Here is a 22085-nt window from a genome sequence, read left to right as displayed (position 1 = left end):
GTTATTGATGATTAGAGAAGTTATAACTTATCCAAATAAATTACTTCGATTAAAATCTAAAGATGTAGAGCAGTTCGATAGTGAACTGCATACTCTTTTAGATGATATGTATGAAACAATGATATCTCAAAATGGAGTAGGGCTTGCTGCTATTCAAGTTGCAATTCCATTAAATGTTTTAATTATAAATCTTCCAAATGAAGATGATATTCAAAATAGAGATGATTTGATTGAAGCAATAAATCCAATTATTACACATAAAGATGGAACTCAAGTTTTCACTGAAGGGTGTTTAAGTGTTCCTGGATTTAGTGAAGATGTGACAAGAGCACAACATATTATTGTTGAATATTGTAATAGATTTGGTGAAAAACAAACTATGGAATGTGAAGGTTTCTTAGCTGTTGCTTGGCAACATGAAATGGAACATTTATCAGGACATCTGTTTATTGAAAATTTATCTATTCTTAAAAGAAAAAAATTCGAAAAAGAGTGGAAAAAAAAGATGAAAGATAAAAGATAAATATCTTTTATCCCTTCATAGTCTTAATTAAAATATTAACTATCAAAGAAAATATTAAACTGTTTGCTAAAACCCAAATTAACCAAAAAAATATTTTTTCAAACTTCGTTAAAAAAATCTCTTTAAATGAAATAGGGCAAGATTTTATTGCTAAATAAAAGAATATTGCAATACCAATAAACATTGTATATTTATTTAATTGAGCAAATATAATAGTAATAAAAGAGATAAAAGGTGTAAAAACTGTTAATGCAAAGAATTTTGCATATTTTTTTCTTTTTATATCTCCATTAAAATATCCAACAGTATAACCACAATTTGGGCAAATAGTTCCCATTCTTGTTAAAATTTCATGGTTACATTCAGGACAATTCATAGTTGATGACATATAATAATTCCTAGTTTTTTTGCGTATTATAGCAAGTGAAGATAAAAATTTTATTTACTCTTTAATTATTGCAATGAAATATTTTTTCTAATTGAATTAGATTATAAAAATTAATCAATTATTTAATATAATTAAAAAAGTTATTAAATAGAAAGAATATGAATATGAAAATAATTAAATCAGCCTCTTTAGACACAATTGATGCAATTTCAATTGATGTTGAATCAACGTTTACTAAAGGATTACCGACTTTTACGATTGTGGGAATGATAAGTACAAGTATTAGTGAATCAAAGGAGAGAGTAAAATCTGCTTTATTGATTAATGGTTTTAAATTTCCTCCTTTAAAAATTATTGTAAATCTCTCTCCTTCTGAAATATCAAAAAAAGGAACTCATTTTGATTTAGCAATTGCTTTACAAATAGCATTTTATGATAATAAAAAAATTAACTTTGATGACTTTTTTTTCTTTGGTGAATTGGCTCTTGATGGGAATATTAAAGATACAACTTTGATTTTTCCTATGGTTTTATCTCTTGTGAAAAAGGGTGAAGTAAAAAAAGTTGTTGTTTGTGAAGAGAGTGCAAAAAAATTAGTAAATATTCCAAATTTACAAATTTATAAAGTGAAAGAGTTAAACGAAGCAATAGAGTTTATCAAGAGTGAAAAAAAAGAAGAATTCTTATATGAAAAAAAAGAGATTAAACATAAGATTTTAGAAATAAATAGTGAAAAATATTTTTATGAAACAAATTATCCTGAAGATTTCAGTGATGTTATTGGGCAAGATATGGCTAAATATGCTGCTATGATTTGCGCAGCTGGAAATCACCACCTAATATATACTGAACTTTAACCATGAATTAAAAAATGTTCTTATTTAAAGGTGTTATTTTTAATTCATTATATTGAAAGTATATAGAATCTACAAATTTATACTTGAAATGTTACAAAATTATACTGAATAATATATTTTTATTTAGATTAATAAATAAATCATTGTATTAATTATTATATAATCACTTGTAACTAATAGTTAGTTACTTTAAAACTTAAAGAGGAATTCATTTGTGTATTATAAAAATGATAATAAGTTATACCCCAAAAGAGTAAAACAACATATTTGTGAAACTAGTTCATATAATTATTTCAATACTTTATGATAGATAAACAACAACAATAATATATAGGGAATAAAAAACAATGGAAGAAATAAATAACTTAAATTTTGGGGCCGATTTTGTAAGAGCTGATTTACATATACATTCTTATGGAAAAGATGGTTCATTTGATGTGACAGATTCTAGTATGACGCCACAAAATATTGTTGATATAGCAATTGAGAATAATCTTTCTATAATTAGTATTACAGATCATAATGAGATTCAGAACTCTAAGAAAGCAATTGATTATGCTAATAATAAAAATATTCTTGTTATTCCCGGTATTGAAATTAGTACTACGCAAGGTCATTTATTAGTTTATTTTGAAACATATGAACAATTAAGAAAGTTTTTTGGTAAGCTCACTATTTCAGACGATAAGGAACGATGTGAGCAAGGCATAGTTCAATGTTTGAGATTCGCAAGTGAATTTAATGGGTTTGGAGTTCTTGCTCATATTGAATTAGACTCAGGTTTTGAAAAAGTTATAGGACGATTCAACAAAGTTATAGAGGATATTTTTATTCATCCAAGCTTGTTAGCATTAGAAATTAGTTCAAAAAATAGTATTGATTATTATACAGATGTAGATACTAATGATGATAGAAAAAAGCTTTTAAATGAACGAAGAACAAAATTAGAACAGCGTTTTGATTTGATTTTACCAAAAATTATGTCTTCTGATGCCCATAAATTGGATAAATTAGGGACTAATGCAGATGGAGATAAAAGATTAACACGTTTTAAAGTTGATTCATTAAGTTTTCATGCTCTTAAAATAGCTTTAATCAGCTATGAATCTAGGGTTAGACTTGAAAATATGATTCCAGAAAAAATTCCCCATTTTATTGGCTTAAAATTTAAAGGTGGATTATTAGATGAACAGAAAATAAGATTTAGTAAAAATCTTACATGCATAATTGGAGGAAGAGGGACTGGAAAGTCAACAATGCTAGAGTCATTACGAGAAGTTTCAGGAAATGTTTCAACATCTAAAGTTAAAGACACGGATATATGGTCTGATGAAATAAGTATGTTTTATGAGGATGAAACAGGTAGACAAATAGAGTTTAAACGAGAAAAGAATTCATCTAGCATTAACATAACAGACATGACAGATGGAATTATACGTATTCCTATTGAGAGTTATGGACAAGGAGAAACTGCATCGACGATTCAACATAGTGATGATAACCCAAAAGTATTGCTTGATTTTTTAGATAGCTTTATTGAGATAGAGCCATTAATTAAAGAAGATCAAGAATTATGTGAATTACTTTTAGAAAATCAAAGCTCTTTAACTAAAGCACGTATTGAGGTAAAGGGTATTCCTGATACAAGAAAACAAATTACTAATATATCAGAGAAAGTTAAAAAATTAGAACAAGATAAAGTTGGAGATTTAGTTAAGTATCAAATGTCATTAGCTAATGAAAAAAAGATTCGTGATGAATTGATATCTAAACTCAAAAAATTAATTGATAATTATAGAGATGTTTTAAATGATGAAGAAGCATTTAAATCATTTTCAGGAATGACTGATGATGAAATAATTATTGGAAAAGAAGAATTTTTAAAAGTTAAAATAATAGTTGAAGAATTTTCAAATGTAGTTAAAAAAACTTCTGTAAAATTAAATGAGGAACTTGTTCCCAAAGTTGGAGAACTTAAAATTCAATTGGATTTATGGAAAGATAAAGAAAAAAATATTTTAACAAAAATAGATGAGAAAAAAAGTGAATTAGAAAAGCAAGGAATACCTTTTGATTTAGGAAAAATTAATCAAATAATTAAAGATTTAGCATATTATCAAGATAGGTTAAAAAAGCAAGAAGAAATTTTAAATGAACTTAAAGAGTTAGAAAAAAATAGAAAAGATTTAATAAAAAGAAGAAAAGAAGTAAAGAAAGAAATTTATAAACAACGATTTTTGTTTTCAAATGTAATTAATAATAATCTAAAGGATGCAGTAGATGAATTTTTTATAAAAGCAGAATATAAAGAAAGTACATATTCTCCAGAATTTGAGAACTCAATAAAAGATCTAATGGGATGGCGAACATCACAAGTTTCTAAAGCAAAAATAATAGCTAATGAATTATCTGTCATGGACTTTTGTGAAGGGGTTAAGAAAAAAAATTTATCATCTCTCGCACAAATTAAAGAAGATGGAAAAAGAGTTTTTCAAGATGAAGAAATTAATAATATTATTGAAAGAGCAATAGATAATTATAAATATGAGGATTTTGAAGCTTTTAAATATGATGATAAACCTAGTTTATCAGTAACAAAAATAATAGATGATAACGGAGCTAAGAAATATTTAAGTCGCTCAATTTCTCAATTATCTTTAGGTCAACAACAATCGATTCTTCTTGCAATTCTTATTCAATCAAAGAGTAGAGTTCCTTTATTAATTGATCAACCTGAAGATAATTTAGATAGTGAATTTATTTACAAAACGATAGTAAGTAATCTTAGAAGAATTAAAGAAAAAAGACAAGTCATTGTTGTAACTCATAATCCAAATATTGCAGTTTTAGGAGATGCAGAATTAGTTATTCCTCTAAAAAGTACAAGTATTAAATCATTTATCATAGATTCTGGTTCAATAGATAATGATGCAACCCGTGAATTATGTTGTTCAATATTAGAAGGTGGGAAACAAGCTTTTATTCGTAGACAAGAAATATATGGATTGAAAGTTTTATAAAATAAATAGAGTATAAAGGAAAAAAATGGATTTATTTACACCCAGAGTAAAGGATGAACAATTACACCCTTATTTTAAGAAAATAATTAAGGATGAAAAATACAAAAATGTTTTGACTATATTAGAAAATTGGTCTAAAGGTTTAGATGCAAGAAAGAAAGAAGAAGATAAATTTGTTAAAGAATTACAAATATCATTTAATTCATCTTTATGGGAACTTTATCTTAATAAAGCTTTTCAAGATTTGGGCTTCAAAATTGATTATTCGAAAGAAAGTCCAGATTTTAATTTAATTCATTCATCTGGAAGAACAGTAAATGTTGAAGCAGTTACAAGTAACAATAAATCATCAAATGATGAGGGTTACTATTCTGAAAAAGCATTTAATGAAACTATAAATACAAAAAAAAATGATGGTTCTAAAGATTCAATACTAAAACTATTAGGAAAAATAAAAGATAAAAAAGATTTATTTGTTGGTATAAATAATAAGAAAAATCCTTATTCTGAATTAGAACATGTTAGAGATAAACCATTTGTAATTGCATTAGCTCCTTTTGATAATCATCTTTCCCATACACAAAATAATACTTTAATTAATCAAGTTTTATTTGGAGTGCTTCCACCAACAATGAGAGATATAAATAACAGTTCATCAAAAAAAATAAATCATATTGTAAATAATAATGGGAAAGAAATAAATTTGGGTATTTTTACTAATGATTCTTATAAAGAAATAAGTGCTATTATTTTTTCAACTACTGGAACTTTTGGAAAAGCCATTTCACAAAGTCAAATGTCAAATACTACGATTAAATCTACTCGTTTTAGAATTGAAGATTTTAACAAACATATTAACACTTATGGTATTGAAAGTTTAGGTTATAAAGAAATAAAATTATCTCAAACACATACTGTAATATCAATGAGAATACCAATGGATGATATTGTTTTTGGTTCTGATGTACATTTTTGTAATTTATCAGAACATTATGAATCTCACCTAGATGGATTACATATATATTATAATCCTTATGCAAATATTCCTTTGGATGATGATTTGTTTAGTGCCTATGAAATTACACAAAATTATTTTGATAAATCTACAAGAGAAATTATCCCAATACATAATGATAATTCCTTGGTTTCACGACAGGTATATATTCATTGATAAAGTTATTTAATAGTACTAATATACAACTAAAAAATTGTAATTTAGTAATTAAACTTTCATATGAAGTTTGAAGCGACTTTTTTCTGTTTCCTGAGGAAACTTTTTTAAACTCTAAATATAAGTATTTTGAAAAATATTTGTAGTTAAATAAGAATAAATAGTATTAATTGTAAAAACTGCAAATATTAATCTATTAAATATTTTAATACATTAAGCATATGAATTTTATTTCGAAAAATATTTGAAATAAAATTCTTCTAATTCTAACATGAGCATTTTTCTCTTTCAAAATTATTAGCTATTGTTTTATCATGCTCAGATATTTCAATATTTGAAAATATATTTTTCTTATTTTCTCTAATCTTTTTTCTTTCTTCTTTTGAAAGAGCTATTGAAATTTTAAATTTATTATTACCGATTTTATAATCAAATCTTTGAAAACCATAAGCTGTAATCAAGAGTAAAGAATTTTCATTTTTTTCAATTATTGCAATTGCACCTTTATATCCTATTTTATATGCATTATCATCTCTTTTTGAAATAAAATATTTGTCATCAATTTGTTTTACTAATTGAATTAAAATATCTTTATTGATAGGTAAATAATGTTTTCTTCTTTTTATAGCATGTTTTGAAATTATAATTTTCATTTTAGAATTTTTTACAAAAAAAGTTAAATTTCATAATCCATTACCATTTCCATTTGAGTAATTTAAGGGAATGTAGATACATTTAATACTATATTCCTGGTGGTATTTCATTACTTCTAATAATTTTTTAGAATTAAATATACAAGAAAAATGATCAATAAATTTGTTTGAAATATCATTTTTAAAGTTAATTTTCTTATTTTCTTTTGAATTTAACATTTTTATTTTCTATTGAAAAGTTGTATGTGTTTAAGTTTCCTGAGGAAACAAATTTCTTTTAAAAAATTAATTTTTCAAAATTATCTTTTATTATTTTATAAACTTTACTTTTATTTTCATCATCATCTGAAATTTTTATATGTGGCATCCATTGTTGAATGAGCTTTACTACTTCAATTTCTAAACTATTGTAATACATTTTTGCAATTAAAGTATTTTCATTAATATCAATAATTTCATAAGTAGAATTTTGAAAAATATTTGATTTTCTAAAAAAATCTGTGCTCATTCTATCAAATTCTAAAACAATATATTTATTTTTTTCATATGGACCAAAAGCATTACCATTTTGTTCTATTTTGAATATTTCATCAGATAAAAATTCTAAACTTTCAACGTTACCTATTCGATTAAATTCAAATGTTCTTATAGAACCAACATCCTTTTCATTTCGTTTTTCATAACTTGCATAACAATAATATGTAAAACCATTACATATTATTGTATGAGGTTTTATAACTTTAGTTTCTTTTTGGTCACCATTTTTTGTATATTCAATTTTTAAGATATTATTATCATTTATAGCAATTGTGAACATTATAATTTTTTTTGCAAAATCTGATAAATCAGAAGTACTAATCATAACAATACCATCATTTTCTTGCATGAATAGATTTTTTATTTTAAGAAAATCTTTTTTTATAGTGCTATTTGCAATACTTTCACTAAATATTTCATAAAAAACCTCATAAGGGATAAAATCTGGTAAAAGTTTAGTAAACCTATATCTTTTTAATTGCTTATCATAAATTATAACTTTGGAATAAGGCTTTAAAGTATTCTCTATGGTTTTTTCAGTAACTTTAAAATAGTCTTTTAATTTATTTTTTGTACAAGAGTAACCTTCCCTATATAATTTTAAATAAATTTCTTTCACTCTTTCTATCATACTTATTTGTCCTATTTATAATTAATAAAAAGTATTTTATCATTAATTATGATAAAAAATCAAGTAAATTTTTAATATATTGTAATATTTAGTACATATATATTCTTTAATTTTAGAAAAAAAATTGATATTTATTTCTTTTGATTCTTTTATTTTAGAACTATATTTGACTTTTGTTTCTTTTTTTAGTATCATTCTAATACTAGTTTCTATATACTAGTACATATTAACACAAGGAGTTCAATTTGAACGATAAAAAAAATGGATATTATGTTTTATATAAACATGATGGTATAGAACAACCTTATCATTGGGTTTTAAAGGCTGCGAATCACCAAGTGATTTTAAAATCAGAGAATTATGTTAACAGACATGATGCATTAACTGGTATTGAATCAGTAAGAAAAAACTGTGAAGATGATGAAAATTATCAAAGATTAGTAGCAAAAGATGAAAGTCCGTATTTTAATTTATGTGCAAAAAACCATAAAATAATTGGTACAAGTGAAATGTATTCTACAACAGAAGCAAGAAACAATGGAATTGAATCTGTAAAAAAACATGGAATAAGTTTGGTACTTGTAGATGAAACTTCATCTTCGAATACAGGAACAGCAGCAACAGTGACTGTTAAACCAGAAAGAAGTGCAGAAAAAAGATATGCCTAATAATTTAACTTCAAATCAACTTTTGGCGAAGGGATATTTGGAGGAATTAAATTTTATAGACACATCTAAATCAGATAGTAAAGATTTGTTATTAATGAGTAAATTTTTCATTATTAATAAATCTTCTGTGGAGATTATAACTGAAATCAGTCATAATTTCCCATTAAAGTATCCAAAATTCTATACAACTAATAAAAGCATGTTTCTAAGATACCCACATATTGAGCAATTTAATGATAGAATTAATGCTTATGGAATATGTTTAAATGCGGAAGAAGATAAGTTATATTATGAAAATCCTTACGATTTACTATGTGATTCATATAATCGACTTGAAGAATTTTTAAGTAAAATTGAAAATAATGAATTTGATAAAAATGAAATTTTTGATGAATTCGACAGTTATTGGTGTAGTGCAAGAGGAAAAATTCATTATAATAAAGATCTTATTACTAAATATAAGTCTTTTAAACTACTTGATGCATATATTGTTAAAACAAAAATTCAAGAATTACTTTTTATAGAAGAAGAAAAATTCATAAAACAATTTTGTAAAAGTGCAAATTATGAATATAGTAAAAATAAAATTCTATATATAAATTTTGAAAAAGAGTTAGAAAACAACATACCTAAAACTTATGATGACTTAAAAAACCTTATTATAAAGCTTGGATATTTAAGTAATCTTCAAAAAATTAAAAAGATAAAAAACGTAGTTCACGCTATTTTATTTTCTTTCAATATACCAAATACAAAAGAAATTCATTATGCAGGCATTTATTTTAATGAAAAGAAATCAACTCATGTAATGAATTTTATTAATCCTTTTCTTAATAAAGAAAATGCAAACAAAGAAATTTATGGAATATTAGCAATGGATATTTCTAATAGTAGGTTATATAAAAGAGGTGGAACTTTAATGAATGTTAATGTAAATAAAAAAGGGAAAAAGATTGCCATAGTAGGTTGCGGTTCAGTTGGGTCTTCATTAGCACACAAATTAATTAAAATTGGTTGTACCAATATTGTATTAATTGATCCAGAGACATTAAGTTCAAATAATATAGCAAGACATTTACTTGGTATGGAGTATCTTGAACAAAATAAAGCTTTAGCACTTAAAACTTATTTAGAAAAACAGTTTTTAGATATTAATATAAATGCAATTGATGATTATGTTGAGAATCAATTTGAAAAATTAACGGAATGTGACTTAATTATAACTGCCTTAGGAAGCGATGCAAATCATATTGAAGAAAAAATCATTAGAGATGCGATTAATGGGAATGTTAAGGCTGTTATATCTTGTTGGTTTGAAGCTACTGCATCAATAGGACATTCATTATTATTTGATGATTCAATTAATAGTGAAGAATTTAATATGAATAGCTTATTTAAAGAAATCACATTTTTAGATGGAAAAGCTACATTAGAATTTGTAAAAAGTGATGTTGGGTGTAATTCCAATTATATGCCATATACATATTTAAACGCAAATTTGCATTTAAATCATTTTGCAAATATGATTGTAAAATATTTATTAGATGAAAAAATTGAAACACATTGGACTTCAATTGGTGAAATTGAAAATTTAAATAAATATCTAAAAGATGGATATTCTATAAATGAAAATACTTTAATTAAAAGAAATTTTTAGAAATATGAATAAAATCAAATTCCAAAATAAAAATTTAAAAGTTTATATCAGTAATCAATTGAAACAAGAACTTTTAACTTTACGTCAGTTTGAATTTAATAGAGAAAAAGGTGGTGTTATTTTAGGAAAATTATATCCTCAAAACAACACTATTGAAATCACTCATTTTTTTGAAGATAATCCTTTAAACTCAAGTGAATATGGCTTAGAACTGAATGTAAACTATTTACAAGAGAATATTGAACGAATATGGGAACAAAGTAATGGACAAATCACTTACTTAGGTGATTGGCATACTCATCCTCAATGGAAGGCAGAGCCGTCCTTGAGAGATTATAAAACATTTTTTGTTAATTATTATCAAAGTAAAGTTCAACAGAACTTATTACTTTATTTAATTTTGGGAAGAAAAGAAAACTGGTTTAAATCATTTAACGGTTTAAAATTTTATGATATAAAATATTTTAAGGAATAAATAAATGAATATTGGAACTGATGAAAAAATAATAAAAAGGTATCAAACAAAAGAACAAGCTGAAGAAAAAATAGGATTAAAATTTAGACCTATTAATTTTTCAGTTGAAAAAGAAGAAAAAGATTTCATGAATAGTCTAAAAGGTAATTATAAAGATTTATCAAAATTAAAAAAACTGTATACATATGCAGATTTAGTTAATACTAGTATTGATGAAATTACTGTATGTCAAAAAGGTTGTTCACATTGTTGTAAGATACCAGTTGACGTTTCAGAGTTAGAAATTAAATATATAGAAAGAAATACTGAATATAAAAGACAAAATATTGAGAAAATTAATACAAATGACTATTGCCCTTTTTTAAATCAAGATAAAGGTATTTGTAGTATTTATCAATTTAGACCTCTTGTTTGTAGAACTTTTTTTACTTTTGATAATCCAAAATATTGTGAAAATAAAGATGAAAAGCATGTTGTAATTACATTAGAAGGAAATCAAAAACTTTCGGGAATGTATAATCTTCTTTTACTAAATACAAATAATATGTCAAAAAAAGACATTAGATATTATTTTAAGTAATAAAGTTTAATGGTGAAGGAATATAAATAGATATTTTCATTAGTGAATATTATTCAATATTACTTAGAATTAAGTTAAATATTTTTTATTAAATTTAATTTCTTTTTGAGGTATAAACCACTCTATTACTTTTGTTGGTTCATCAATATATTGAATTATTTCATTAATGTTATTATTCATACAATATTTTATGATTTTTGAAGATAATCTATAAATTGTATCTTCAATATCAGGATTATAAAGATTTAACATTTTTGCTTCTTCATAAATTTTTATGAGACCATCAATTTCAGATACATTTTCATAATAAACTAGTTGTAGGTCTCTTTCTTTTGATTTTATAATTTTATTTCCTAATTCTTTGTCTTTAATATCTTCTTTTATTTTTTTTTCAATTAAACTAATAATTTCATACCAACCTGCAAGCTCTTCTATATCAGATGATTGTTGTTTATGAAAAGATTTATTTTTTTCATATTGTCCAAGTTTCCTATTCTCTGCAATTATATTACTTTGTACTAAAATTCTTTTTTGAATTTGTTGAGTTTTTATTATTACTCCCTGTAAAAATAAGGGACCTGTAGCTAAGTAAGGACATAAAGAACATCTATTTTCTGCTCCAATTGGACATACATCAGGTTTTCCACAAATACCAAAACTATAACTTTGCCAATGAGTCCAATGTATTTCTGACATAACTTCTAATCCATTATCTATCTCAATTCTAGTATTTGTTGTTTTTCTAACATCAGTAACTATTCTTTTTAATGTAAAAAGATGATTTTTTTTAAGTTCCATTAAGATTTTTTCAGGTGTTTTGTTTTTTATCGGGGAAACTATTGATGAAGGGATATATCTTAGTGAGTTGTTTAATCCTTTAGGGGTAGAAGTGTTAATATTATCACTAATTTTAAAATAAGATTCAATTAATTCTTTATGAGGAATTTTAAGATAAATATTAATTAATGTATTTACACCTTTATGTCCTGTAAATAATCTAATTATTTGTGGTGGAAACCCCATCCTTAATAATCTTGTTGCTCCAGTAACTCTCAATGAGTGTAGTCCAAATGATAATTTAACTTTTGTTTGAATAGTACGTGCACTTAAATTTTCAATTTCATTAATTGATTTTGGAAAATAAGTTGAATTTTCAAACCATGCAATTAAGATATCTTTATTCTTATTATAAATCTCAAATTGGGCCATTAGAACAACTATTTTGAAATAATGTTCATAAATTGTTCTTGACATCACATTATCTCCATCAAAGTTTGGAAATAAAGGATAAAATTCCTCCCAAGGTGAATTTATATCATTTTTATATTTCACTTTTTTAAGATTTGGAAACATTTTTTTATTTAATTTTATCAGCTCCTTATATATATTTAGTTCATTTTTATATATATTAGGGATTATATGTAAATCTTTTTTAGATGTGTTCTTATCTGTATTTATATAAAATCCTTTTATAGAGTCATCTGGATTTAGTAATAAAAAGTTATCTCTATCTAAATTAAGTATGTGAGCAGATCTTAGTGGTAGATGTAAGTGTAATAATAGAGATAGTGGCAAAAAAGGAATTACTTTATGTGGCCACCAATTGGACCAATCACATTGTACAGAACCCCACTTTTTTAAGTTTTTTATATAAGGTGGACGATTTAGTAAAATATCTATTATTAAATTATAAACTTCTTCATCTAGTGATTCTCTAAATAAAGTTGCACCTTTATATGAATTAAATCTAACTCTAGTATTTTCTTTAAAAATTCCATAGTAAAGATTTGTACTATTTAAGAAATCAATTACAATGCCTTGAGATCTGATTAGTTCTTCACTAGTTACTCCTTTTTTTTCTTTTTCTTTTAGATATTTTTGATAAGTATTCTCATTAATTGGGTAATCAAGATAGCTTTGCATTTTTTCTTTTGTAATGTATGTGTGGTTAAAAGTTTCAACAAGTTCTTTTAAAAAATCAAGTAGTATTCTAATTTTTTGTCTAATTGTATCTATTGTTAATCTATCAACAAGATAAAGTTGTTTGAAAAAAGAAAATACCATTTCTTTGAATTGAGGATTTGTATTAAATCTTTTTTGTTCTAAAATTTTTTTTGAATAGTCGAAATAATCATCAATGGTTTTGTTTTTAGCTTTTTTCTGTGATATCGTGTTTACGTTTGCACCAAGCTTGATAAATATAAGAGGGAGCTTTTCTAATTGAGAATTAGTATATGAGAAAATATCATTTTTTTTATTAACATTGTCTTTCTTTTCATACTTTGTTAAATTTAAGTTATTATCTTTATAATATTTTTGAAGATTTTCTATATTTTTATCAGTTATATTCTTATAATTTATATTTGAACTTAAAAGTATTATACTGTTGATAAATGTTTTATTTACAGTAGATTTAAAGTAAAAATTTAGTGAATTATTTAATTCTTGATAAATTTGATTTGTTTTAAAATATTTCTCAAAAAAATTTAATACAAAAGGACTATTAGAGAAATATAATGAAGTAGAATATAAAGGTGTTTTAAGTATTCCTTTACTTGCTAAAATTATTATAAATTCAGCAATAAGATTGAATGGTGCAGGACCATAATGAGTTCTTTTTTTTATATCTGTAGTTTTAAAAATTGGATAAGATGATTTACTATCAATATGGATAAAATAATCATTCCAGTCTCTAAAATCTTTAAAATGTATTTTATCTTCTGTAATAATTGATTCTCTGATTCGTGGATAATATTTTAACTCTTGCCAATTTCCATTGCTCAATAATTCAATCATTTTATGGCTAGTTTTTAATTTTAATGTTTTTATATTGAGTAAGTGTGGTAAATAAACTTTTAGTATATCATTGTAAAAAATATGGAAATCATTTTTATATTTTTTTAATATTAGATATTTATTAGTATAGTTTATTTCAGGAAATTCATCTACATATTTTACGTATTCCATTTATGCTTCCTTTTTTATATTAAATAATTCTAATATTTGATTGGAAATAAATATTTTTCCATCAGTTTCTCTGATTAAACCATTTCTATCAATATAGAAGTCACCTAATTTAATTAGTTCATTAATTAGTATATTTATAATTTCTATTGATACCTTATCAATTCTTGTATTGATAGAATATTCACTAAATGTATTTTCTGGGATATTTGATTTTTGAATTCGTTCTCTGAGTATTTTATTTTCTCTGGTAAGTTGTGAAATCAGAATCTTTTTTTTATGAAGTTCATTTGAAAGTTCAATTCTTGAAGTATTTTCAATTTTTCGTTTTTTTTCAGGAATATCGTCAATATTTAGAATATCATTACATATAGATCTATATATATTTGTTTGTGAAATAGTCTGTGCACTTAATGTAATATTCTTTTCATATAATAATTTCATAGTTTTAGCTATATGTGAAAAGGTAATAGGTTCTTGTAATTTGAGAATCTTTTGACAAGTTACTTTTAATGCTAATTTTCTTTCTTCTACTTTAGTATTATTCCATTCTCTAGAATTGTCATTATATTTTCTTTTATCAATTTTCATTTTTTAAACCTTGTGTAAAAATTTGAGGAGGAAGATGTTTATATTGGTTAATCAGTGAAGATAGTTCATAAGTAATATCTTTGAAATCTTTATTAAAATTTATATTAAAGTATAACTTAGTTGAATCTTCATTTGAATGTCCCATACCTTCTTTTGCATAAATTTTAATTTTTTCAGCATTTGAATAATCTTCAATATTAATTGCCAGAGAATATAGTTCTGCTAAATAATTTCCCCACATATGTCTTAAAGAATGAGGAGAAAAGGTTAATAAGTTTTTATCATTATAATAGTTGGACAAAATTTCACAATGTTTTAAAAATTTATTATAAACGGGTTTATATAAAAGTCTTTCTCCATTCTTTTTAGTAAAAAAGAAAGGATGTATTGGCATACGTTGATTTTCTGGAAAAATATTATATTCTGATAAGAATCCAAAAAATAAAAGTTTTATTTCTTCATTTAGCCAATAAAGAGGTGTATTAGGTCTTTTGGGAATAGGGTATTTAAATTGTATCAAATTATGAGGATGTTGATATTTTACATCAATATTATATTTTTCAAAAAGCCATTTTTTCCTAGTTTCTCCTAAATATCCTCGTTGATTCTCATCATCAATACTAGGATCAGATAAGTAAACATTCATATTCTCGTAATCAATGTCATATATAGTTAAATTTAGAACTTGTGATATTCGAGCACTAGTTCCTCCCATTAAAAGATATAATAATTTTTCTCTTATATCTGATATTTTAATCAATTCTATAAAGTAATCATATGGAAAAGCTTTTTCTACATTTACAATTCTTTTTTTATTTGATGGTATATTGTAGACTTTTTTTAAGATTCTTTCTCTTGAGAGTTTATTTATGTATGTACTAATATAGTCAGAGTGTTTACCATTTATTTTTCTATAATATTCTTTTTTTAGATTAATTGTATTTCTATTCATATTAAACTTATCATCAGTTTCTGACAACCAAGTAAAAAAATTCTTAATATTTGTTACTTCATTATCAATTGTTGTTTGACTATTGGATCTAATTATACTTATTGGAAATTTTACTTTTTCTTCTTTATTATAGTCATATATAATAAAACCTTTTTCTAAATCTAATCTATATCTTGCTATATAATAAGCTAGACTTTCATTATCCTCTGGAGATACCGCTAATGACCAAATCCAAAATTTATTTAAACTACTCATATTATTTTTAATAGTTATTGGAGATAAATTTTTAATTAATGTTAAATATTTACTATATGCATTAGCATGTGAGAATTCAATGCTTACATTATTTATAATGGTAGATATGTGCCATTCATTGTTAATATATATTTTCATATTTAAATATTAGCATAATAAATAATTTAAAAAATTTAGATTCATTATCTATATTAGTACATACTTATAATTTGATTATGGAGGGAAGTCCTGGTTGTGGAAAATCTATGATTTCAAAAAGAGTTCAATATATAATGCCACCTATGAGTTTAGAAGAGATTTTAGAAAAAGCTAAACTTCAAGCTTTAGATTTTAAAGAGGTTGATTTTTCACCAATAAGAGCATTTCGTTCTCCCCATCATAGTGCAACAAAATCTTCAATATTTGGAGGTGGAAGTTCAAATGCAAAGATGGGAGAAATTGCTTTAAGTAATAATGGTTTACTCTTTTTTGACGAATTACCTCACTTCTCAAAAACTGTTTTAGAAGCATTAAGAGAACCTTTGGAAGATAATAAAATTTTAATTTCACGGGTAAATAATAAAATTTTGTATGAAACGAAATTTACTTTTATTTCTGCCATGAATCCTTGTCCTTGTGGGAATTTATTATCAAGTGTAAAAGAGTGTAGATGTAATGAACTTGAAATTCAAAGATATAAGAATCGTTTGAGTGAACCATTTTTAGATAGGATTGATTTGTATCTTGTGATGAATGATAGTTTTAATGATTCAAAAAATAAAGTTACTTCTAAAGAGTTACACGAAAATGTAATCAAGGCTTTTATAAAACAAAAACAAAGAGGACAAAAAGAGTTAAATGGAAAATTAAGTGATGAAGAGATAAAAAAATATTGTATTTTAGATGAAGAGAGTCTTAATATTTTAGAAAAAGCAAGAATAAATTATCAATTATCCTTTAGAAGTATTAATAAAGTTTTAAAGGTTGCAAGAACAATTGCTGATTTAAATGACAATGAAATAATTACTAAAAATGATTTATTACAAAGTTTGAATTTTAGGAGAAGATAAGGCACAAAATTAAAGCCCTTTGGAGTAAAAATATGTTAAAATCTAGTTAATTTATAAATGAAGGTAAATAATGACAAAATGCGGATATGTTTCAGTTGTTGGGAGACCAAATGCTGGAAAAAGTTCTCTTTTAAATTGGCTTGTTGGTGAAAAAATTGCTATGGTATCACATAAAGCAAACGCAACAAGAAAAAGATCAAATATAATAGTTATGCATAATAGTGATCAAATTATATTTGTTGATACTCCAGGAATTCATGAAACAGAAAAACTTTTAAATCAATTTATGCTTGAAGAAGCTTTAAAAGCTATGGGTGATTGTGATTTAATATTATATTTAGCTCCTGTTACAGATAAAATCTCTTATTATGAAGATTTTTTATTAAAAAATAAAAAAAATGTAAAACATATTTTATTACTTACAAAAATAGATTTTGTTACAAATGAACAAATTATCGAAAAGATGAAAGAATATGAACAATTTTCTGATAAATATGAGTGTATTATTCCTGTATCTATAAAAAAACAGACTAAACAATCTGATATATTGAATAATGTAGTTAAATATTTACCTGTTCATCCATATTTATTTGACCCTGAAATTATTACAACAGAACATTTAAGAGATATTTTTAAAGAGTTTATTAGAGAATCAATTTTTGAAAATATTAGTGATGAAATTCCTTATGAAACAGATGTTATGATAAATAAAGTTGAAGAAAAAAGCAATGTAGATGTAGTAAAAGCAACAATAATTGTACAAAAAGATACTCAAAAAGGTATGATTATTGGTAAAGGTGCAACTGCAATAAAAAGAATTGGAAGAGATGCTAGAGTTAAAATAGAAAAATTAACTGGTAAAAAATGTTATCTTGAACTTTTTGTTTCAATTAAAAAAGGTTGGACAAAAAATAAAGATGGATTAAAAGAGTTAGGTTACGATATAAATTCTTAAAAAAAGTTATTAAATAATAATATAATTTATTATCATTAAGCTTAATTTTTATATACTTTATAATTCAAAAAGTTATAAAAAAAGAGCTTTAGATGATAATTTATTCTCCTTTAAATCAACAAAATTTTCTAGAAATAGAAGTTACTGAAAAAATAAAAGAAAAAAATCTAAAAAAATTTATCAATTCTTCTTTAAAAATTAATAATTTTGATATTAAAAAGAGTGATAAAATTTTTACAACTTATATTGAAGAATTAAATATTTATCAGATATTTATTTTAGAAAATGATTATAAATATTTTGAATTTCAAGTTTTTGAGCTTTTTTATAAAGATGAAATTAAAAAAAGTTTTGATTTATATTTATGTGAAGATTTCTTTTGTTTATTTAAAAATGGTTCTTTTTACTATTTTCAAAGATTTAGTTTAAATTTACCAATAGAAGAATTTATAGAGTTTTTGAATAAAAAGTTTTCTATAAAAATTGAAAATTATAGAAGATTTGATAATAATGATTTTGAAAAACTAAAAAATGAATATCTTAAAAGTGATATCAAAACTTCTTTTAAACCAATAAACAAAAAATCTAATTATGAATTTTATTTTTACATTTTTTATCTAATTATTTTAATAATTCTGTTTTATTCTTTTTATTTAGAAAAAATAACTATAAAAAATTCTGAATTTGTATCCAATGATTTTGTTTCATCTAAAGAGCTAAAAAACAAATATCAATTTTCAAGCTTTTATGAAAACTTAGATTTATTATTAAAAAAAATTGAATCTGAAAATTTAGATTTAATCTCTTATGAATTTAAAGAAAACAGCCAAAAAATAGTTTTAATTTCCGATTCAAAAGAGAATATTTATGCTTTTTTAGAAAAAAATAAAAATTATTTACTCTCTTCCTCATTTAATTTTCTTGAAAATAAAAATCTTTATGAAGTTGTTATTTATGTTAAGTTATCTAAATAATAAGTTTTTAAATAGTTCAAAGAAAATAAAAATTGAATTATATATTTTTCCTCTACTTATTTTTGCATTTTTATATTTTTTCTTTCTTGGAAATAGTATCAAAGATGAATCACAACTCTTGCCAAAAATTGATTTTTCTGAATATGACAATAAAAATTTTGATGGTTCATTTTCTGAGTTATTTTCAATACTTGAAAAATTAGCAAGTAAAAATAAGGTATTGATTCTTACAAATAATAGAGTTGAAAAACAAATTTTATTAAAAGGAAAAGCAAAAAAAGAGTCTATTTTAGAATTTATAAAAGAGATTGAAAATATAAATAATTTTACAAAAATAGATTCTTTAGTTTTTACAAAAGATGAAGTTAACGACTTTGAATTTAATTTAAAAATTGATTTGAATAATTTTTATATAAAAGATTTGAAAAATAAAAAAAATAAAAATTTTGATGAAGTAAAAAAAGAGAAAAGAATAGAGTTTAAAATAAATGCAATTATTTCAAAATATGCTTTGATAAATGAAAAATGGATAAAAGAGAATGAAAAAATAGAAAATTTTGTATTGGTAAAAATCGAAAAAAATTCTGTTTTACTTAAAAATGAATTTGAAGAGATAAAATTGGAGTTGCACAATGAAAACTATTTTGAAAAATTTAATTGACTATTCTTTATTTGAAAAATATGATAAAGAGTATTTTATAAAAAATAAAATAGTTCCTATTTTTGAGGATAATATCTATTTAAAAGTTGCAATTTGTAGAGCTTCAAATCTAAATAGTATAAAAGATGATTTTAGTAAATTGATAAGTTTTGAAGAGATAGACGAACTTGAATTACTTTTTATTTTAGCAAATCTAAATAGAAAAATATCCCTTTATTCTCTTGCAAAAAAATCTATTTTTCAAAATAGTTTTGAAAAATATGTAAATAGATTTTTAGATGAGTTATTACTCTTTTCTATTGAAGTAAGAGCTAGTGATATTCATATTGAAAAATATAAAAATTTAGTAATATTCAAATTTAGAGTTGATGGTAAGTTGAAAACTTTTTTTACATTTCAAGGTGAATTTTTTAGATTTATATCTTCTTATATAAAACTTATTTCAAATTTAGATATGACAATGATACGTCTTCCAATGGATGGTCGTTTTTCTTTAAATATTGAAAATAAAAAATATGATTTTAGAGTTTCAACTATGCCAACACTTGAAGCTGAATCCATAGTTTTAAGAATATTAGACAATAAAAATATAGATAAAAATCTACAAACTTTGGGATTATCTTTTGATTTATTAGAAATTTTAAAAAAAAGTTTGAAATTAACACAAGGGTTGATTTTAATCTCTGGACCAACAGGAAGTGGTAAAACTACAACTTTATACTCAATTTTAAAAGAGTTAAATAGTGAAGAAAAAAAGATAATCACAGTAGAAGACCCAATAGAGTATAAAATAGATTCAATTTGTCAAGTTCCTATAAATCAGAAAATTGGGCTAAGTTTTGAAGTTGTATTAAAAAATATTTTGAGACAGGATCCAGACATTATATTTATTGGAGAAATTAGAGATAAATTTTCTTTAGATATTGCCCTTCAAGCCTCGTTAACAGGTCATTTAGTAATTGCAAGTATTCACAGCAATAGTGCAATTGAAACTATTTCAAGATTGATTGATTTACAAGCAGACCCTTTTTTGATTTCAACAACTTTAAAACTTATTATGGCTCAAAGATTAGTATTGAACTATTGTAAATATTGTGGTTCAAGTGGTTGTGTAAAATGTAATTTTACTAGATTTTATGACAGGTCTTGTATTGCAGAGATTTTAGAAATTGATGAAGAGATTTCATCTTTGATTTTTAGAAAAGCTTCAATAAAAGAGTTTAAAGAGTATTTAAAGAGTGTAAATTTTAAAACTATTTTAGATGATGGAAAAAATAAAGTAAAAGAGAATTTAACCTCACTCGAAGAGGTATATAAGGTGGTTACTTATTAATGAAAAAGTATAAAATAAGATATCAAAATGATAAAGAGGTAGAGGAGTTTATTTTAGAAACTTTCAATTTATCAAATGAAAAATTACCTAAAAATATTGTTGAAATAGAAGAGTGTACAAAGAGTTTTATTTTTGAATTTAAAAGAAAAAAAAGATTAGATGAAAAAAAATTAAATCTGCTTTTTTATGAATTAAATTTGATGCTTCAATCAAATATAAATATTTCAGATGCCTTAGATATTTTGATAAAAAATAAAAAAGATAAAAATTTGATTGAATTTCTAACAACAATAAAATTTTCTTTATCAAATGGAAAACCAGTAGAAGAAAACTTAGAAAAATTTAAACTAAATCAACTAATAACATCTTTTTTAAAAATATCACAAGAAAATGGAAATATAACTTTAAATATAAAAGCTCTGAGTAAACTATTGAAAGAAAGTATCGAAATTAAAAAAAGTTTTTATAAAGCTATTTCATATCCTATTATTTTAGTAATTAGTTTTTTTATCTCTTTATTTACAATATTCAATTTTGTAATACCTAAATTTAAAGTGCTTTTTTCCCAAACACAAGCTGAGTTGCCACTAGCAACAAAAATATTATTAGAAATTCAATATTTTTTTGAAAACTACTCTTCTTATTTCCTTATTTTTTTATCTTTTATTATAATTTTTATAATATTAATTTATAAAAAAAATGATAAGTTTAGATATTTTTTGGATAAATTTCTTGTAGAAAAAATTGTTTTAATAAAAGATATTTATCTAAATATGCAACTTTATAAACTCTTTTTAGTGATTGATATAATGCTTAAATCTAATTATGAATTTCACAAAGCTTTTATTTCTTCAAAAATTTTATTAAAAAACAAATATCTATTAGATAAAATATATATAATTGATAGTTTATTACAAAATGGAAAAAGTATCAATGACTCTTTTTTAAGAACACAAATATTTGATGATATAGTTTTAAATCTAATAAATACAGGAGAGATTTCAAACTCTTTGAGTATTACAATAGATGAAATAAAAAAGATTTATAAAAATAGATTTAATGATAAAATGAATTTACTAATATCTTTAATCCAACCCACATTTTTAGTAATGATTATGGGGTTGATTCTTTGGATAGTATTGGCAATATTTATGCCTATTTGGGATATGGAAAATATGATAAACATTTAAA

Annotated in this window: 20 protein-coding genes; 14 read left to right on the top strand and 6 right to left on the bottom strand. The window is 23.4% G+C overall.

Going from position 1 to position 22085, the window contains the following annotated elements:
* The first annotated feature begins 7 nt into the window (after positions 1 to 7).
* Positions 8 to 523, top strand: a complete 516-nt coding sequence (def, locus tag AELL_RS10260; RefSeq protein WP_118917871.1) for a peptide deformylase — start codon at positions 8 to 10, stop codon at positions 521 to 523.
* 7 nt (positions 524 to 530) lie between these two features.
* Here the strand turns inward: def and AELL_RS10255 are convergent, their stop codons facing one another.
* The gene (locus AELL_RS10255; RefSeq protein WP_118917870.1) at positions 531 to 911 is read right to left on the bottom strand and encodes a hypothetical protein; all 381 of its coding nucleotides are present in this window, start codon (positions 909 to 911) and stop codon (positions 531 to 533) included.
* A gap of 164 nt (positions 912 to 1075) precedes the next feature.
* On the opposite strand from AELL_RS10255, the gene AELL_RS10250 reads away from it, so the two are divergent.
* The 3 genes from AELL_RS10250 (at position 1076) to AELL_RS10240 (ending at position 5959) form a co-directional block, all read left to right on the top strand.
* Positions 1076 to 1768 (top strand): magnesium chelatase domain-containing protein, encoded by a 693-nt coding sequence (locus tag AELL_RS10250; RefSeq protein ID WP_226805984.1) that lies wholly within the window; start codon positions 1076 to 1078, stop codon positions 1766 to 1768.
* 347 nt (positions 1769 to 2115) lie between these two features.
* On the top strand, positions 2116 to 4788 hold the full coding sequence (locus AELL_RS10245) for a TrlF family AAA-like ATPase (protein ID WP_118917869.1): 2673 nt from the start codon (positions 2116 to 2118) through the stop codon (positions 4786 to 4788).
* A gap of 25 nt (positions 4789 to 4813) precedes the next feature.
* Positions 4814 to 5959 (top strand): hypothetical protein, encoded by a 1146-nt coding sequence (locus tag AELL_RS10240; protein WP_118917868.1) that lies wholly within the window; start codon positions 4814 to 4816, stop codon positions 5957 to 5959.
* A 266-nt stretch (positions 5960 to 6225) separates the two neighbouring features.
* Here AELL_RS10240 and AELL_RS10235 read toward each other — a convergent pair whose 3' ends face one another.
* The gene (locus tag AELL_RS10235) at positions 6226 to 6612 is read right to left on the bottom strand and encodes a hypothetical protein (protein ID WP_118917867.1); all 387 of its coding nucleotides are present in this window, start codon (positions 6610 to 6612) and stop codon (positions 6226 to 6228) included.
* 277 nt (positions 6613 to 6889) lie between these two features.
* The gene (locus AELL_RS10225; RefSeq protein ID WP_118917865.1) at positions 6890 to 7780 is read right to left on the bottom strand and encodes a WYL domain-containing protein; all 891 of its coding nucleotides are present in this window, start codon (positions 7778 to 7780) and stop codon (positions 6890 to 6892) included.
* Positions 7781 to 8025: 245 nt separating this feature from the next.
* Between AELL_RS10225 and AELL_RS10220 the strand changes: the two genes are divergently transcribed.
* The 4 genes from AELL_RS10220 (at position 8026) to AELL_RS10205 (ending at position 11160) form a co-directional block, all read left to right on the top strand.
* Positions 8026 to 8448 (top strand): YegP family protein, encoded by a 423-nt coding sequence (locus AELL_RS10220; protein WP_118917864.1) that lies wholly within the window; start codon positions 8026 to 8028, stop codon positions 8446 to 8448.
* Positions 8449 to 8542: 94 nt separating this feature from the next.
* On the top strand, positions 8543 to 10105 hold the full coding sequence (locus AELL_RS10215; RefSeq protein WP_192941190.1) for a ThiF family adenylyltransferase: 1563 nt from the start codon (positions 8543 to 8545) through the stop codon (positions 10103 to 10105).
* A gap of 4 nt (positions 10106 to 10109) precedes the next feature.
* A complete protein-coding gene (locus tag AELL_RS10210; RefSeq protein ID WP_118917862.1) occupies positions 10110 to 10580 on the top strand; it encodes a Mov34/MPN/PAD-1 family protein in 471 nt (156 codons plus the stop codon).
* Positions 10581 to 10584: 4 nt separating this feature from the next.
* A complete protein-coding gene (locus AELL_RS10205) occupies positions 10585 to 11160 on the top strand; it encodes a YkgJ family cysteine cluster protein (RefSeq protein WP_118917861.1) in 576 nt (191 codons plus the stop codon).
* Between the two features lie 69 nt (positions 11161 to 11229).
* Here AELL_RS10205 and AELL_RS10200 read toward each other — a convergent pair whose 3' ends face one another.
* The 3 genes from AELL_RS10200 to AELL_RS10190 are packed head-to-tail and all read right to left on the bottom strand — an operon-like array spanning position 11230 to position 16060.
* Positions 11230 to 14127 carry a site-specific integrase gene (locus AELL_RS10200; protein ID WP_118917860.1) on the bottom strand — a complete coding sequence of 966 codons (2898 nt, stop codon included), beginning with the start codon at positions 14125 to 14127 and terminating at the stop codon, positions 11230 to 11232.
* Complete coding sequence (locus AELL_RS10195; protein WP_118917859.1) at positions 14128 to 14715, bottom strand: hypothetical protein; 588 nt, start codon at positions 14713 to 14715, stop codon at positions 14128 to 14130.
* Complete coding sequence (locus AELL_RS10190; protein WP_118917858.1) at positions 14705 to 16060, bottom strand: site-specific integrase; 1356 nt, start codon at positions 16058 to 16060, stop codon at positions 14705 to 14707. Before AELL_RS10190 ends, AELL_RS10195 begins: the two co-directional genes overlap by 11 nt.
* 71 nt (positions 16061 to 16131) lie before the next feature.
* Here AELL_RS10190 and AELL_RS10185 point away from each other — a divergent pair, with 71 nt between their 5' ends.
* From AELL_RS10185 to AELL_RS10160, 6 genes are all read left to right on the top strand, one after another.
* Positions 16132 to 16971, top strand: a complete 840-nt coding sequence (locus AELL_RS10185; protein WP_226805983.1) for an ATP-binding protein — start codon at positions 16132 to 16134, stop codon at positions 16969 to 16971.
* A 70-nt stretch (positions 16972 to 17041) separates the two neighbouring features.
* On the top strand, positions 17042 to 17926 hold the full coding sequence (gene era, locus AELL_RS10180; protein WP_118917857.1) for a GTPase Era: 885 nt from the start codon (positions 17042 to 17044) through the stop codon (positions 17924 to 17926).
* A 92-nt stretch (positions 17927 to 18018) separates the two neighbouring features.
* Positions 18019 to 18900 carry a hypothetical protein gene (locus AELL_RS10175; RefSeq protein WP_118917856.1) on the top strand — a complete coding sequence of 294 codons (882 nt, stop codon included), beginning with the start codon at positions 18019 to 18021 and terminating at the stop codon, positions 18898 to 18900.
* Complete coding sequence (locus AELL_RS10170) at positions 18881 to 19561, top strand: hypothetical protein (RefSeq protein WP_118917855.1); 681 nt, start codon at positions 18881 to 18883, stop codon at positions 19559 to 19561. Before AELL_RS10175 ends, AELL_RS10170 begins: the two co-directional genes overlap by 20 nt.
* On the top strand, positions 19533 to 20894 hold the full coding sequence (locus tag AELL_RS10165; protein ID WP_118917854.1) for a GspE/PulE family protein: 1362 nt from the start codon (positions 19533 to 19535) through the stop codon (positions 20892 to 20894). Before AELL_RS10170 ends, AELL_RS10165 begins: the two co-directional genes overlap by 29 nt.
* Positions 20894 to 22084 (top strand): type II secretion system F family protein, encoded by a 1191-nt coding sequence (locus AELL_RS10160; protein ID WP_118917853.1) that lies wholly within the window; start codon positions 20894 to 20896, stop codon positions 22082 to 22084. Before AELL_RS10165 ends, AELL_RS10160 begins: the two co-directional genes overlap by 1 nt.
* The last annotated feature ends 1 nt before the right edge of the window (position 22085 follow it).

The sequence above is a fragment of the Arcobacter ellisii genome, from assembly GCF_003544915.1.
Classification (GTDB): Bacteria; Campylobacterota; Campylobacteria; order Campylobacterales; family Arcobacteraceae; genus Aliarcobacter; species Aliarcobacter ellisii.
Note: the sequence above shows the minus strand (reverse complement) of the source record. Positions and strands in the feature narration are given on the sequence as shown.

What these genes read in the sequence shown, in the direction of transcription:
- def (WP_118917871.1), top strand. Translation starts at nt 8, where the DNA reads ATGATTAGAGAAGTTATAACTTATCCAAATAAATTACTTCGATTAAAA.
- AELL_RS10255 (WP_118917870.1), bottom strand. Translation starts at nt 911, where the DNA reads ATGTCATCAACTATGAATTGTCCTGAATGTAACCATGAAATTTTAACA.
- AELL_RS10250 (WP_226805984.1), top strand. Translation starts at nt 1,076, where the DNA reads ATGAAAATAATTAAATCAGCCTCTTTAGACACAATTGATGCAATTTCA.
- AELL_RS10245 (WP_118917869.1), top strand. Translation starts at nt 2,116, where the DNA reads ATGGAAGAAATAAATAACTTAAATTTTGGGGCCGATTTTGTAAGAGCT.
- AELL_RS10240 (WP_118917868.1), top strand. Translation starts at nt 4,814, where the DNA reads ATGGATTTATTTACACCCAGAGTAAAGGATGAACAATTACACCCTTAT.
- AELL_RS10235 (WP_118917867.1), bottom strand. Translation starts at nt 6,612, where the DNA reads ATGAAAATTATAATTTCAAAACATGCTATAAAAAGAAGAAAACATTAT.
- AELL_RS10225 (WP_118917865.1), bottom strand. Translation starts at nt 7,780, where the DNA reads ATGATAGAAAGAGTGAAAGAAATTTATTTAAAATTATATAGGGAAGGT.
- AELL_RS10215 (WP_192941190.1), top strand. Translation starts at nt 8,543, where the DNA reads ATGAGTAAATTTTTCATTATTAATAAATCTTCTGTGGAGATTATAACT.
- AELL_RS10210 (WP_118917862.1), top strand. Translation starts at nt 10,110, where the DNA reads ATGAATAAAATCAAATTCCAAAATAAAAATTTAAAAGTTTATATCAGT.
- AELL_RS10205 (WP_118917861.1), top strand. Translation starts at nt 10,585, where the DNA reads ATGAATATTGGAACTGATGAAAAAATAATAAAAAGGTATCAAACAAAA.
- AELL_RS10200 (WP_118917860.1), bottom strand. Translation starts at nt 14,127, where the DNA reads ATGGAATACGTAAAATATGTAGATGAATTTCCTGAAATAAACTATACT.
- AELL_RS10195 (WP_118917859.1), bottom strand. Translation starts at nt 14,715, where the DNA reads ATGAAAATTGATAAAAGAAAATATAATGACAATTCTAGAGAATGGAAT.
- AELL_RS10190 (WP_118917858.1), bottom strand. Translation starts at nt 16,060, where the DNA reads ATGAAAATATATATTAACAATGAATGGCACATATCTACCATTATAAAT.
- era (WP_118917857.1), top strand. Translation starts at nt 17,042, where the DNA reads ATGACAAAATGCGGATATGTTTCAGTTGTTGGGAGACCAAATGCTGGA.
- AELL_RS10175 (WP_118917856.1), top strand. Translation starts at nt 18,019, where the DNA reads ATGATAATTTATTCTCCTTTAAATCAACAAAATTTTCTAGAAATAGAA.
- AELL_RS10170 (WP_118917855.1), top strand. Translation starts at nt 18,881, where the DNA reads ATGTTAAGTTATCTAAATAATAAGTTTTTAAATAGTTCAAAGAAAATA.
- AELL_RS10165 (WP_118917854.1), top strand. Translation starts at nt 19,533, where the DNA reads ATGAAAACTATTTTGAAAAATTTAATTGACTATTCTTTATTTGAAAAA.
- AELL_RS10160 (WP_118917853.1), top strand. Translation starts at nt 20,894, where the DNA reads ATGAAAAAGTATAAAATAAGATATCAAAATGATAAAGAGGTAGAGGAG.